The 14,285-nt window shown below is 46.0% G+C and carries 10 protein-coding genes; 2 read left to right on the top strand and 8 right to left on the bottom strand.

Going from position 1 to position 14,285, the window contains the following annotated elements; genetic code table 11:
* Positions 1-154: 154 nt before the first annotated feature.
* On the bottom strand, positions 155-1,318 hold the full coding sequence (locus BC643_RS18505; protein ID WP_120274769.1) for an exo-beta-N-acetylmuramidase NamZ family protein: 1,164 nt from the start codon (positions 1,316-1,318) through the stop codon (positions 155-157).
* Positions 1,319-1,421: 103 nt separating this feature from the next.
* Here BC643_RS18505 and BC643_RS18500 point away from each other — a divergent pair, with 103 nt between their 5' ends.
* Positions 1,422-4,376, top strand: coding sequence for a glycoside hydrolase family 3 N-terminal domain-containing protein (locus BC643_RS18500; protein WP_120274768.1), 2,955 nt, complete (start codon positions 1,422-1,424; stop codon positions 4,374-4,376).
* Between the two features lie 328 nt (positions 4,377-4,704).
* Entirely contained in the window at positions 4,705-4,956 is a 252-nt protein-coding gene (locus BC643_RS18495; protein ID WP_120274767.1) for a DNA-binding protein, read from the top strand.
* A gap of 134 nt (positions 4,957-5,090) precedes the next feature.
* Here BC643_RS18495 and BC643_RS18490 read toward each other — a convergent pair whose 3' ends face one another.
* The 7 genes from BC643_RS18490 to BC643_RS18460 form a co-directional block, all read right to left on the bottom strand.
* Positions 5,091-6,794 (bottom strand): DEAD/DEAH box helicase, encoded by a 1,704-nt coding sequence (locus tag BC643_RS18490; protein ID WP_120274995.1) that lies wholly within the window; start codon positions 6,792-6,794, stop codon positions 5,091-5,093.
* 205 nt (positions 6,795-6,999) lie between these two features.
* Positions 7,000-7,575, bottom strand: coding sequence for an isochorismatase family protein (locus tag BC643_RS18485; protein ID WP_120274766.1), 576 nt, complete (start codon positions 7,573-7,575; stop codon positions 7,000-7,002).
* 16 nt (positions 7,576-7,591) lie between these two features.
* Positions 7,592-7,792 carry an exodeoxyribonuclease VII small subunit gene (gene xseB, locus BC643_RS18480; RefSeq protein ID WP_120274765.1) on the bottom strand — a complete coding sequence of 67 codons (201 nt, stop codon included), beginning with the start codon at positions 7,790-7,792 and terminating at the stop codon, positions 7,592-7,594.
* Between the two features lie 5 nt (positions 7,793-7,797).
* A complete protein-coding gene (gene xseA, locus BC643_RS18475; RefSeq protein ID WP_120274764.1) occupies positions 7,798-9,237 on the bottom strand; it encodes an exodeoxyribonuclease VII large subunit in 1,440 nt (479 codons plus the stop codon).
* Positions 9,238-9,276: 39 nt separating this feature from the next.
* Positions 9,277-10,914 (bottom strand): S8 family serine peptidase, encoded by a 1,638-nt coding sequence (locus tag BC643_RS18470; RefSeq protein ID WP_120274763.1) that lies wholly within the window; start codon positions 10,912-10,914, stop codon positions 9,277-9,279.
* On the bottom strand, positions 10,914-11,720 hold the full coding sequence (locus tag BC643_RS18465) for a toxin-antitoxin system YwqK family antitoxin (RefSeq protein ID WP_120274762.1): 807 nt from the start codon (positions 11,718-11,720) through the stop codon (positions 10,914-10,916). The genes BC643_RS18470 and BC643_RS18465 overlap by 1 nt, the downstream gene beginning before the upstream one ends.
* A 112-nt stretch (positions 11,721-11,832) precedes the next feature.
* Positions 11,833-14,040 carry a bifunctional alpha,alpha-trehalose-phosphate synthase (UDP-forming)/trehalose-phosphatase gene (locus BC643_RS18460; RefSeq protein ID WP_120274761.1) on the bottom strand — a complete coding sequence of 736 codons (2,208 nt, stop codon included), beginning with the start codon at positions 14,038-14,040 and terminating at the stop codon, positions 11,833-11,835.
* Positions 14,041-14,285: the final 245 nt, after the last annotated feature.

Here is a 14,285-nt window from a genome sequence, read left to right as displayed (position 1 = left end):
TTGTTTTAGGTTTAACGAGATTTTCCCTGCCGCTAGTATGCTAAAGTACAAAATGATTTTCACAATTTTTAACATTTTTGTTTAATGGCAAAAATTCCTGAAAATCTGTTCACTTTGACTTAATACTATCAATCCAGCTAAACCATTTCCGACCCTACTCCTCGGTATCCGGATAAAGTAAATATTTCTTTCGCATCGCCTTGTAGGCTGCCAGTTCATCACTCCACGAAGCTTCAATTTGTGACCAATCAGCCCCTTCGCGGATGAGCTTTAAAACCTCATCGGTACCTGCCAGCAAATTAAACCAGCGAGCTGAACTCAGAAAATCCGACTCCTGTTGAAAGCAGTGGTAATATTTTAGAAAATATTCGAGTGTAAATTGATGCGCTGGCCCTTCATCTCTCAAATCTTCGCCGTAACAAACTTTTCCCTCCTGCTTCGGGCTCTTAGCCATTCCGACAATGCTCTCCGGTGTAAACTGAAACTCGCCCATGGTCGGGTCGGGATAACCAATCACCTGGAACGGGAAATAGGTACCGCGGCCAATGCTCATATTGGTTGCCTCGAAAAAACAAAGCGACGGATAAAGCCGGATAGACAAATCGTTTGGCAAATTCGGAGAAGGTTTTATCGGCAATGAATAAGCCATTTGGTGTGTATAGTGTTTTACGGGGATCACGGTCAAATCGCATTGAACACCATTTTCGAGCCACTTCTCGCCGTTGATCATATGTGCAAGCTCGCCAATGGTGCAACCGTGTACCACCGGAATGGGATGCATGCCAACAAACGATTTAAACTCAGGCTTCAAAATTGGCCCGGCAACATAATCGCCATTCGGGTTTGGCCGGTCTAAAACGATCAGGGGAATATTTTGCTCCGCGCAGGCCTCCATCACATAATGCAAGGTACTAATGTAAGTGTAAAAACGAACGCCGACATCCTGAATATCAAAGACAAGCACATCAATTCCCTGCAATTGAGTCGCCGATGGCTTCTTGTTTTTACCATACAACGAAATAATTGGAAGCCCGGTTTTCTTGTCCTTCTGGTCGCCAATCTCTTCACCGGCATCAGCGTCTCCCCGGAAACCATGCTCGGGACAAAAAACCTTCTCAACAGCTACACTTTTACTCAACAAAAAATCGAGCAAGTGTTCGCCGCCAACGGTCGAACTTTGGTTAACAACCAATCCCACATGCTTGCCATCCAGCAAGTTTACATACGCCGCCGGCTGATCGGCGCCACAAGTAATTTCCTGCGCCTCAACCGCAAAAGAGGCAGCCCAAAATAAAACTGTTAATACGAGCAACTTCATCCTAAATCGTTTGTTTTTACGAATGTAATCAATCAGCTTTAATCTATCAGATTTTCAGCTTTCAATTAATCTTTATTAAATTTGACATTGAAAACAGAGAACTATGAAATACCTCAACGTGGCGCTATTTCTAATAGTGACCTTTTGCCTCTCAACCTCAATATCCAAAGCCCAGAAAAAACCTGATTTTTTAGATCATCTGCACGATCCGTGGGTCGACAGCTTGCTCAATCAAATGAGTCTGGATCAAAAAATCGGTCAATTATTCATTGTGCAGGCTTACAGTACCGAAGACAAAAGTCCGGAGTCAGTACTAGCCGACATTCGGAATAACCAGGTGGGCGGGATTATTTTTATGCAGGGCACTGCTCCGCGGCAAGCCGAACTGACAAACCAGTTTCAGGAAGCCAGTAAAATTCCACTTCTGATTGCCATTGACGGTGAATGGGGTCCGGCTTTTCGGCTGAAGGACACTCCCCGCTACCCGGTGCAAATGGCTCTGGGGGCCATCCAGGAGGATAGTTTGATTTATGAGATGGGACGCGAGATCGGCGAGCAATTCCGCCGCTTGGGTGTCCATGTCAATTTTGCGCCCGTAAGCGATGTTAACAACAATCCGGACAACCCGGTGATTAACTACCGAAGCTTTGGCGAAAATCCGGAGAATGTTGCCCGAAAAGCAATGTTATATGCCAACGGAATGCAGGACGTGCACTTACTGGCAGTGGCCAAACATTTCCCGGGACATGGCGATACAAACGTGGATTCTCACTTGGGCTTGCCGGTTATCAAACACAGCCTGACCCGGTTGAATGAGGTTGAAATGTACCCGTTCAAAAAGATGGTTCAGGAAGGAATTGGCGGTGTTATGACGGCTCACATCCAGGTACCTGCTTTGGAACCAAATCCTAAATTGCCGGCATCCTTGTCTCCCGCAATCATTCAGCAGAGATTGATTAATGAATTTGGCTTCGGCGGAATGGTTTTCACCGACGCCATGAATATGCACGGCGTTACAAAACTATACCAGCCGGGCGAGGCTGCCGTTCTGGCGCTGAAAGCTGGTAACGACATGCTGGAAATTGTTCCCGATCTGGATGAAGCTGTCATGGATGTAACCAAAGCAGTTCGCGAAAACGAGATCAGCATGGAAGAAATCGATCTGCATTGCCGGAAAATTCTCGCACTGAAAAAGTGGTTGGGCCTAGACAGCTTGAAAACCGTAGACCTGAGCAACCTGCAGCAAGATCTGAATAAACCGACCTACAAACTGACGCAACGCCTGCTTCACGAAAAATCAATTACCGCTCTGATTAACCGGGATAACCTGATGCCGCTCCAAAGGCTGGATACACTCCGCACGGCCGTGATATCCTTTGGTAGAACCACGGAAACAGCATTCCAGAAAATGGCCTCCCGCTATCAAAGAATTGATGGGTTCAACATCAAAAAGGAGGCAACAAATGCTGAGATCGACGAACTAGTGCGTCAACTAGCCCCCTACAACATGGTGATTATCGGGATTCACAACCTCAATCTATCGCCAACCCGGAACTACGGCACCACACCGGGTATGAGCTATTTGATCAAACAACTGCGCGACAAAACGAAAATCGTTTCTGTTTTTGGCAATGCTTATGCCTTGGATAAAATTGATGGTATCGAAACGGCGAACGGTTTGATTCTGAGCTACCAGGAGAATACTATTACTGAGGAACTGTCTGCTCAGGCAATTTACGGCTCCATCGCCGTAGATGGCAGGCTACCAGTAAATGTCAATGCTTATTTCCGACTAAACGACGGCATCAGCATCCAGAAAGTTGATCGGCTGAAATACACCATCCCCGAAGAAGTAAAAGTATCTTCAAGTTACCTGGAACGGCGAATTGACAGCATCGCCATGCTGGGAATCAATGACAAAGCCTATCCCGGATGCCAGGTTTTGATCGCCATCGACGGTAAAGTTATTCTGAGTAAAAGCTACGGCTACCATACCTACGACAAGCAGGAACCGGTTCTCGAGGACGACTTGTACGACATCGCTTCGGTGACGAAGGTCACAGGAGCGCTGCCGGCACTGATCAGACTATACGACGAACGCAAATTCAAACTCGATATGCCCTTCTCTTTTTACTGGCCGGCCTTCCGCGGAACCGACAAAGAGAAGATGACCTCCCGCCAAATCCTGGCACACCAGGCCCGTCTAAAACCGTGGATTCCTTTTTGGCAAAACGAGCTAAACAAGAACGGCAACCTGAGATCCGCCGTTTTTCGCGAAACACCCGATCAGGAGTTCAACATCCGGGTGAGCTCCCACTTGTACATGGATCACAACAACATCAATCACATGTACGATGAGATCAAAGACTCACAGTTGTTGACACGTACCAAATACACCTATTCCGATCTGGGCTTCATGATCTTTCCGAAAATCATCGAGGAGCTGAGCGGTGAGAATTACGAGCAATATCTGGCTGAAAATTTCTACCAACCGCTGGGAGCAACAACAATCACTTACAACGCCTACAAACACTTTCCGGAGCGACGAATTGTACCGACTGAGCAGGACGACAATTTCCGCCACGAGTTGCTGCGTGGCTACGTCCACGATGAGGGTGCCAGTATGTTAGGGGGAGTTTCGGGAAACGCCGGAATTTTCAGTAGCGCTAACGACCTGGCAAAACTGATGCAAATGTACCTTCAGTTTGGGCATTACGGCGGAGTCACTTACCTGGACTCGACAAGCATGGCGGAATTTACCCGGGTACAATACCCCAGAAACGAAAATCGTCGCGGACTGGCTTTCGACAAACCCTACATCGACAATTACAAAAACACGCTTGAAAACGCCTTCCCTGCAGTAAGTGCCAGTCCCGAAAGTTTTGGGCACACCGGCTTTACCGGCACTTTTGTTTGGATGGATCCGAAATACAATATCCTCTTTATCTTTCTCTCTAACCGCGTTTACCCAACCCGCAATAACAATAAACTGAGCCGCCTCAATATTCGCCCGGCAATGCACCAGACAATTTACGACGCGCTTTTCCGCGGTCTGTGAGTTCCACAGCCCTCTCTCCTTCTCTTCTTTAATCGACTCCTATCTACCTTGTTTTTCACTTTGTTAATGCTTCTGAACAGCGCTCAATATCGTCGTTAAAAGTTGTTAAAATGTTTTCTAACATTTTGCCCTGCCCTCATTAGCATCGCCGTCTCAAAAACCCCATCCATCAAGCATTTCAAGCTTTCAAAAAGGTTACAGTGAATTTTATTTTCTAAATCCTGATTTTTGGTCAACTGCTCGCCCTTTATTTTAAACACATTATTAAATTATTAATTCTAACTTTATAGGAGTTAACATGAATTTCAAACCATAAAATTTTACCGCCATGGAGAGAAAAATCACTTTCAACGAGCTTCGTAAAATCAAAGACAGTTTGCCTGACGGAGCAATTCACCAAATCGCGAGTGAATTTCACATTGAAGTAGAAACCGTCAGGAATTATTTTGGAGGTGCGAACTACGATCGGGGACGATCCGTTGGAATACATGTCGAACCAGGGCCTAATGGAGGAATCGTTTTATTAGACGACACACAGATATTAGAGCGAGCAGAACAACTTCTGCATGAAGTACATTAATTCGAAAATTTCAATTTTTAGTTTTTGTTTGGGGACTGTCCGTAAAATGGCAGTCCTCTTTTTTTTGGCAAAAGAAAAACGGTCATTTCAGGGAGCTACCCAAAAATGACCGTTGATTTATCGTTGCAATCAGACTATCGTTGTCTTTTACGGTTGAAGTTATTGTTGTTACTTCCCGAGAAGTCGCGTTTGCGGCCTCTTGAACGGTCGAAACCAGCCGGGCCTTCACCTGTTACGCGGTCAACTTTTACACTTTGACCGTCCAGCGAAACGCGGCTCATTGCTTTTACCAACTCGCCTTCAAAACGGCTGTCGATTTCGAAGAATGAGAACTTCCGCTGAATGTCAATCTTACCGATTTCAATGTTCTTTTTGCGAAGACTATCATTGATCATTCCCAACAAACGAGAAGCATTCAAATTTTGCTTTTTACCGGCGTTGATGAACATGCGAGAAAACTTAACGCGATCGCCGCTACGTCCCACTCTGGACTCGCGACCGTGCGTTTCCCGTTCTTTGATATTCAAATCCGGCGCATCGCGGTAATATTCCAGGAATCGGTTAAATTCAACCGAGACGAAACGTTTCAGGATTTCGTCGCTGTTCAAACCTTCGAATTTATCTTTAATTGCCTCCAAATACGGATCAATGCGGTTGTCATCAACCTCAACTGCCACCACTTTATCAATCAGGTGCATCAATTGCACTTCGCAGATTTCTTCACCTCCCGGCACCTGTTTACGCTGAAAACGCTTGTTTGAAACGTTTTCGATCTGGCGCATCTTGCCGGTTTCGCGCATGTGCAAAATAGAAACCGAGATACCTTTCTTTCCGGCACGACCGGTACGGCCACTACGGTGAATGTAAACCTCCGGATCATCCGGCAAACTGTAGTTAATTACGTGAGTCAACTCGTTCACATCCAAACCACGGGCAGCAACGTCGGTTGCAACCAACATCTGCAAGTTTTTACTGCGGAAACGAGCCATCACCTGGTCACGCTGAGCCTGCGACAAATCGCCGTGCAGCGCATCCGCATTGTAACCATCAGCCATAAATTTCTCAGCCACCTCGCGGGTTTCCATCCGCGTGCGACAGAACACAATCGCATAACAGTTCGGGTAATTATCTGCAATACGCTTCAGCGTTGCATACTTGTCTTTAGCATGAACCACATAGTAGTGGTGCTCCACATTGTCCGATCCCTGGTTACGGCGGCCAACTGAAAGTTCCTCCGGATTGTGCAGGTATTTACCCGACATTTCGGCGATCTCTGCAGGCATGGTTGCCGAGAACAGAAGTGTTTGCTTAATAGCTGGTGTATTGGCCAAAATCGCATCCATTTCCTCCTTAAAACCCATGGTCAGCATTTCGTCAGCTTCGTCCAAAACCAACCAACGAATAGCACTCACGTCAAGCACGTTACGACGAATCAAATCGTGCACACGTCCCGGAGTACCGACAACAATCTGCCCACCACGACGCAGTTCACGAATTTGTTTACCAATATCGGCACCACCGTAAACCGCGATATTGGTGAAACCTTTCATATACTTTGAAAAGCTTTCCAAATCGCGTGAGATTTGCAAACACAACTCACGAGTTGGGCACAAAACCAAAGCTTGTACAGAACTATTGCTTAGATCAACATTGTGCAACAAAGGCAAGCCAAATGCTGCAGTTTTTCCGGTACCGGTTTGCGCTAAAGCAACCAGGTCGTTGTCGTTTTCTAAGAGGTGAGGAATCGTTTTTTCCTGGATAGGTGTAGGCTGCTGAAAGCCCATTTCTGAAATGGCGCTCAGCAATTCGGGCTTCAAACCCGTTTCTTCAAATGTCATCTTTCTGTTTTTAATAAGTTGAAGTGCGATCCGCACTTTCTCTCCCAACAGCACTGATGACAAAAATTTTACTTCGCAATAGCCCCCTTGCCACCTATGCCTAAAGAATTGAGGGTGCAAAGGTAATCTATTTTTTGTAAAAATAACGTGGTCTTCTTCTGCAACCCGTTTTGAGCCTGAAAATTAGTATTCAGCGGCTTTCTTTTTACAACTCCAAATGCTGAATGACTTCGGCTGTCGTCCCCAACTCTCCAAGCCGCGGAAAAATATAGTTGACAGTGCAATCGTGAGCTTCCAGAATTTTATCGCTCATCGCATCCACCACAAAAGTTTGGTTGTAGCCAAATTCACTCGCTGCCCGAGCCGTCCCTTCAACCCCAATGCTCGTTGAAATTCCGCCTAGCACAATTCCTGTTACACCATGCTTCTGCAACTGTTCGTGCAAATCCGTTTCAAAAAATGCATTCCAGGTGCGTTTGCGAATTTGAATATCGCTCGCCAAAGGTTCGATTTCAGGAACCAAATCAGCGAAATCCTCAGGCAGCGCCATTTCTCCGGTTGGACTGATACTTTTACCGCCTTCGATCCGGCATTTCAAAAATCGTGCGCCCGACGGGTTGACGGTCACCAGCACAACCGGCAAACTGCGCTTCCGAAAAGCATCGATCAGTTTGACCGCATTCCGGATCACATCAGCCACCGGATGAACCGTGTCTTTTGCAATTCCTTTTTGCAGATCAATTAATACCAGCGCCGTTTTCTCATCTATTTTTGTAATCATGACTTTATTTTCTGAACTACTCTTCCATATCTTTCAAAATATTCTCCACCTCGGTTTGCGTGGTGTGCAGCTTTTCCTTGCAAAATTTGATCAGGGTAGAAACGCGTTTCACTTTCTCTGAAAGTTCATCCACGTCGAGCTCCTCATTTTCAATTTTTTCCAAAATCTCGTCAATTTCCTCAACGGCTTCTTTATAACTTAATTTCTTTGGTGCCATAGCTATTATTTTTTTATGATTTTACTTGTTACTGTACCATCGGCCAAACGCGTTTGCAGTTCGTCGCCATCCTTTAAATCTGCCACCGATTTAATAATTTTCCCGTCTTTGTAGGCAAGACTGTACCCGCGTTGCAACACACGAACCGGATCAACCAGACGTTTTTTCACTTCAAAAGCCTCGAGTTTGCTCCGCTGCAAACGAAATCCGTCTGTCATTCGGATCTTGAGAACGTGTTTCGTCTCTGCGAGCTTGTTTTGCTCGGCGCGCATCATTCGCTGGCTCAGATATTCCATCGAACCGATTTTGTGCTTCAGCCCGTTCAACTCGTCTTTCAGCAAGGCTCGCCCGTCAACCGCTAGTTGCTGCGAATATTGTCGAAACTGGTCTTTCTGTTTCCGCAAAAATTGAGGAACGCTGTTCTGCAGTTTCAGCGTGCTTATTTTGAAACGGTGATGCTCCTCTGTAACCAACTGCCGAACGCCCTGCTTGAGTTGCAACACGGCCTGTTCCAGAAAATTCTGTTCTTCTGTCAGTCGTTCCTGTACCAGATCCAGAAACCTGCTTTCCAAATCAAGCAAAAGCTGCTCGAAATTTTCTGCACCGTTAATCAGGAATTCAGCTACCGCAGTTGGTGTTTTCATCTTCGTGTGTGCCACCAAATCGATGACCGTTTCATCCTTGTCGTGCCCAATACCTGTGATGACGGGAATCGGGAACTGCGACACATGGTAAGCCAGTTCGTAGTTATCGAAACTCGCCAAATCGAGCTGCGCACCTCCACCCCGAATAATACAAACCACATCGAAAAAATCTTCGTATTGAAACACTTGCTCCAAGGCATTTATCACGGAGTCGCCAGTCTCCGTTCCCTGCATAACAGCAGGGAAAAGTTTGGTATAAAACCGAATACCCCTGGGGTTGTTTGCCAGCTGATCCATGAAATCCTGCAAACCCGCTGCTGTTGGCGACGAAATCACCGCCACACGTTGCGGAACAATTGGCAATTCCAGCTCGCGGTTCATATCGAAAACACCATCTTCCTTCAACTGCAGAATGATCTCGCGGCGTTTGCGCGCCATATCCCCCATCGTGTAACTTGGGTCAATGTCGCGAATATTCAGGCTCATGCCGTAAACCGGGTGAAACTCAATTTTCGCGCTCACCAAAATCTTAATCCCTTGCGTGAAAGCCTGTCCGGTAGTCGTTTCAAAATAAGGCTTCAACATTCGAAAACTGTACGACCAAATAGTCGCCCGGGCGCGCGCTAGAACCTCTTTGCTCTGCGGATCAATGTCCACCAGCTCAAGGTAACAATGTCCTGTTCTGTTGATTGTGATTTCGCTGATCTCCGCCTTCACCCAAATCAATGAGGGGAAAGCATCATCGAGCGTATCTTTTACCAGCTGGTTCAATTCCAGCAACGAAAGTTGGTTCGTGTTCATTTTCTGAATTCCTTTTCGAGGGTACCTGTGACCGCAGGGTTAACGGATCGCCTTGATTAACTTCAATGTAAGCTCTTCGTTGCCGCAACGAACGCGTGCCAGGTACAAACCACGCGGTAAGTTAGCCAAATTCGGCAGCAATACCGGATTGGAAGCTTCTATTTTTTCGGTGTAAACAACCATTCCGTTCAAATTCACGAGACTCACTTCAATCCAGTCTCCCTCCAGTTCTCCCTTTTTATACAAATAACATTCCGCCTGAAACGGATTCGGAAAAGCCATCCAGTTATCGGCTTCCAAATTTTCCTGTTCTTTCAAATACTGATCGGCAATTTGAAAATCAGGAATGCCGTAACCAAGCAACGAATCCGGTCGCAAATACTGGCTGCCACTCACCTCGATCGCCTTTTTGATCCTGGCTGCCGAAGCTTGCGGGTTGGCCTGCCACAGGCACGCCGCCATTCCCGCTAACACAGGCGATGAAAAAGAGGTACCATTACTCAAGCCAATTTCGCCGTTGTCGCGCACCACAGCGGTTCCCCAGCCCATGGCCACAACGTTGGGTTTAACCAGTGAGCTTGCAGGGTATCCAACGGAGCTGAACGGAGCGTAAACGCCATCACGGTTCACCGCTCCAATGCCTAAAACCAGCTCGCCATCCGCCGGAGCAATAACGTAGCGCCACGAGTTGTTGGCTTCATTTCCATTACTGGCAACGACCAGAATTCCTTTGCGAACAGCCATATTAGCCCCAATGGTTACCGGAGTAACATCGCCAACCATGTCGGCCCATGTGTGATTGGTGCTAGCATCTTCAAAATCGTAATATCCCAGCGATGAATTGATCACATCAACTCCGAGCGAGTCCGCATATTCTGCAGCTGCAATCCAATTGTATTCTTCTATTAAATACTCGGACGACGAGTCTTCGGTTCGAAACAAATAGTAGTTCGCGTCCGGCGCGGTTCCGATAAACTGTCCGGGCAGATCGAGCGCCATCGTCGAAAGCACGCTCATGCCGTGATAATGCTCGCGAAAGACATCATTCCCGGCTGAAACAAAGTCGCGGGTTCCTAAAATTTGGCCCTTGGCAAATAATCCATCAAAAAGCGAGTAGTTGTCCGCATTATAAAATCCTGCATCCAGAACAGCAATCTGCATTCCGCTACCTGTATAATTTTGGTTGTGCAAGAATTGACCATTGAGTTGCGCCACTTGATAAACCGACGTCGAGTAGCTGGCCGTGTCTATTGCATCAGCAAAGATCTCGTCACTCCATTTATTTCGTGCGGCTTTTGTGGTAATTCCCGGTTTTATCAGTTGAATTTCCGTCACAAAATCCAGATCTGCAATTTCAGAAGCAAGCTCTTCGCTCGCTTGTCCGGTACAACCGTTGAGCCATTTCGAAGTATTTCCAATACTGAAACCGAGCGTTTTTAAGCTGTCGATGTATACTTGAGAAACCGGCAAATCGAAATTATCAACAACAATTCCCTGCTTGCTACGCCGAGTCAGGGCACGAGCCGACATAAAATCATCCGGCTGAGCCAGCGAAAAAGCAGAGCCATTTTTATCTTTGAAACCAATCCAGTAATAATTTTGAAGCGCCTGGGCGATGCTGCGTTCGGAAAACAGCAAGCAGATAAATAGAAGTGGTATGCCCGCGAGCCAGCGCATTAGCGGATCCCTTTTTGCATCATGTATTCAGAAGGGTCGCTCATAAATTTCTCGGGATCCAGAATTGCATTCTTATTTATATCCAACTGTTGATAGCGGATTTGCTCGATACTGTCCAATACCGCCGTATTCATCACAATACCTTCATCATAGATCAACGAATACTGGTAATTTCCGTTTTCGTCATAATACTTCCACTCGTCATTACGAACCCCGTGGCGATAAAATGCCTCGGTTTCCATCTCTCCGTTCTGATAAAAAATCTGGCAAAAACCATCGCGCTTATCCCCCTTCATCTGACATTCAAAATAGGGTTTGCCAGATTTAAAATAAGCACGATAGACTCCTTCCTGAAGACCGTTTACATACTTACTTTCAACAAACAATTCACCCGTGGGATAGTAGGTTTTAGCGATTCCGTCCTTCTGCCCGTTTACGTAATTCTCCTCCGCAACCTTTTGCCGCTTTTCAAAATAGACCCAACGCCCAGCCTTTACTCTATCAACATAAAAACCCTTGGCAACTTTATTGCCGAAGTCATCAAACAGCTCCACCGAGGCCGTGTCTGAATTTTCGGGATAGACGATGTGAGCTTTTACAACTCCGTTTTCATGATAGCGTTTCCACTCGCCAACCGGCTGGTCATCTTTAAAATAACCGGAATACAGCAACTTTCCGTTGGCTTGCTTTTTCGACCAATAACCTTGCTTTTTGCCGTTCGCATCGAGCTGATTTGCGGCATCCTGAGCAAAACTTTGGCTGAGCGAAAAGAGGACCACCAAAATAGTAGACACTGCGTTGCGCATGTTCTTGTTTTTAATTTTCAATTAAACGCCAAAATCGGCATTACCGTACCAAAACTAATGAAAAAAGCGGAGTACCAAAGTGCTCCGCTTTTTCGGTTGATCGGGCAAATCCTTATTCAACCAACGCCTTCAACAAAGATCTGACGGATGAAACCGACTCTACTTTATAAGACGCAGCTGTATTTTTCAGGCCCACTTTAACGGTAATCGCTGACTGCGGCAACTCACGGAACATGTACTCATCGGTCCAGTCGTCACCCAAAGCGATGATGCAGTCGACCTTTTTATTATTAAGGAAACGCATCGCGGCTACTCCTTTGTTAATACCGCCAGCCTTGACTTCAATCACTTTGTTACCCTCCATAATTTCGAGGTTGTGATTCGCGATCATGGTATGGAGCTCATCTTTCAACTCATTCGCCCGCATTTCGCCCTGTTCCGGTTCTGCTTTACGGTAATGCCATACCAGCGAATAGTTTTTCTCTTCTATGAAAGTCCCCGGTGTACGATCAACGTAGGATTCCAGAAGTGGTCGAATTAATGGTTTCCAGTTGGCATTCAGGTTGTCAATCATTTCCCAATCTTCGCCGATACGTCTGAGCCAGACACCATGTTCTGTAATCAGGTTGACTTTATGATCGCCCAACCAACGTTCCAACGTATCGCGGTCGCGACCACTGATGATCGTCACCATATTATTTGGATCACTTTCCAGGGAGGTCAAAATTTCGTGCAGCTCTTCATCCGGCTTTGCTGCCTGCGGATCATTTTTAAAGCCGACCAGGGTACCGTCGTAATCCAGGAAGATTGCGCGCTTTTCGGCCCCCTTGAACTGCTTCACCAATGACTTTTTAATATCGTTCGTAATTTTCTTCGCTAAGAAATTGCGCTGGATCGCTTGTACTTTTTTGAGTGCAGCAACGAATTCAGCCGCCCATTTAAACACGTCATACCGGCTGATGCGCTGTTGCAAAATCCGCATGCGCTGACGCTGCTCGTCCAACGGCATCATTAATGCCTGATGAATGGCATCGGCTATTTCCGGTTCATTGTTTGGGTTGATGATGATGGCCTCGCCAAGCTCTTTGGCAACTCCTGCCATTTCACTAATAACCATCACCCCTGTTTGATTGACGCGGGACGCAATGTATTCTTTTGCAACCAAATTCATTCCGTCGCGCACCGGAGTTACCAGTGCCACATCCGATGAACTATACAATTCAATCAGGTTATCGAACGGCAATGAACGGTAAAAATACCAGATTGGCGTGTAGTTAATTAGGCCAAAACGACCATTGATCCTTCCGACCAGTTCGTCAATTTCACTTTTTAGCAGCTTATACTGTTCTACCTCAGCGCGTGAAGGCACCACGAGCATAATCAGCGTCACCTTGTTCCGGTATTCCGGATATTTCTCCAGAAAATATTCGAACGCACGAATTCGGTTTGGAATACCTTTCGTGTAGTCCAGTCGATCGATCGATAAGATCAACTTCCGGTCAGGCGACATCAGAAAATATTTCTCCAGTTCTTTATGCAACTCCGACTTCTCCGGCAACGACTTTCGGAAAACTTCTTCCGCTTTCGATTTAAACTTGTCGTAATCGATTCCCATTGGGAAAGCGTCGCCCAAGATAATCCGATCTTCCATGTGGATTTGGTTAAACGAAACCTCGTAGCCCAACAATCGTCGAACAGAACTGAAGAAGTGTCGCTCGTAATCGTAGGTATGGAAACCAATCAAATCAGCACCGAGCATCCCTGTGATCAACTCCTTACGCCAGGGCAAAATCCGGAACACTTCCAGCGACGGAAACGGAATATGCAGGAAAAAACCAATGGTCACTCCCGGCTTCTTTTCGCGAATCATCTGCGGAACAAGGAGCAACTGGTAGTCGTGCACCCAAATGGTATCTCCTTCATCGGCAACCTCCAAAACCTGATCGGCAAAACGCTGGTTTACTTTTTTGTAAGCCTCCCAATAATCAACGTTATACTCAATATATTGCGCGAAATAGTGGAAAAGTGGCCAAATCACGTTGTTGGAAAATCCTTCGTAATAAAGGTTGATTTCCTCACTAGACAAATGAACGGCTTTACAATTTTCGTCCACCAGTCTCTCATCAATCTCGTTCAGTTGATCTTCACTTAGATCATCAGATGGAATACCAGACCATCCAATCCACTGTCCTCCAAACTCTTTGTAAATCGATCGCATTCCTGTTGCTAATCCACCCACGCTCGGCGTAAACGAAAATCCATCGTCAGCTTGGGCAATACTCAAAGGCAATCGATTTGACACGATATGAATCTTATTCATAATGCTGTATTTTATTTTAATCTTAATTCAATTATTTCGGAAACCACGTTCAGTAGTATCAACATATTCGCTTGCAAAATGTTGGTAAGCTAAACCGACATTTCCCCGATTTCAAGAATTAATAGTTAGTTCGACGGGGAATGCGTAAATTTGAGTGAATCAGATGAAAAGCCTGTAAACAGTGCTCTTCTCGAAAAAACGATAATCCGAATAAGAACCACAAATATAGTCAAATTTAATTAGTT

The organism is Mangrovibacterium diazotrophicum (assembly GCF_003610535.1).
GTDB lineage: Bacteria > Bacteroidota > Bacteroidia > Bacteroidales > Prolixibacteraceae > Mangrovibacterium > Mangrovibacterium diazotrophicum.
This window is presented reverse-complemented; position numbering and strand designations above follow the sequence as displayed.

Bases quoted from the DNA above. Each gene is read 5' to 3' on its own strand.
- BC643_RS18505 (WP_120274769.1), bottom strand. From the start codon at position 1,318: ATGAAGTTGCTCGTATTAACAGTTTTATTTTGGGCTGCCTCTTTTGCG.
- BC643_RS18500 (WP_120274768.1), top strand. From the start codon at position 1,422: ATGAAATACCTCAACGTGGCGCTATTTCTAATAGTGACCTTTTGCCTC.
- BC643_RS18495 (WP_120274767.1), top strand. From the start codon at position 4,705: ATGGAGAGAAAAATCACTTTCAACGAGCTTCGTAAAATCAAAGACAGT.
- BC643_RS18490 (WP_120274995.1), bottom strand. From the start codon at position 6,794: ATGACATTTGAAGAAACGGGTTTGAAGCCCGAATTGCTGAGCGCCATT.
- BC643_RS18485 (WP_120274766.1), bottom strand. From the start codon at position 7,575: ATGATTACAAAAATAGATGAGAAAACGGCGCTGGTATTAATTGATCTG.
- xseB (WP_120274765.1), bottom strand. From the start codon at position 7,792: ATGGCACCAAAGAAATTAAGTTATAAAGAAGCCGTTGAGGAAATTGAC.
- xseA (WP_120274764.1), bottom strand. From the start codon at position 9,237: ATGAACACGAACCAACTTTCGTTGCTGGAATTGAACCAGCTGGTAAAA.
- BC643_RS18470 (WP_120274763.1), bottom strand. From the start codon at position 10,914: ATGCGCTGGCTCGCGGGCATACCACTTCTATTTATCTGCTTGCTGTTT.
- BC643_RS18465 (WP_120274762.1), bottom strand. From the start codon at position 11,720: ATGCGCAACGCAGTGTCTACTATTTTGGTGGTCCTCTTTTCGCTCAGC.
- BC643_RS18460 (WP_120274761.1), bottom strand. From the start codon at position 14,040: ATGAATAAGATTCATATCGTGTCAAATCGATTGCCTTTGAGTATTGCC.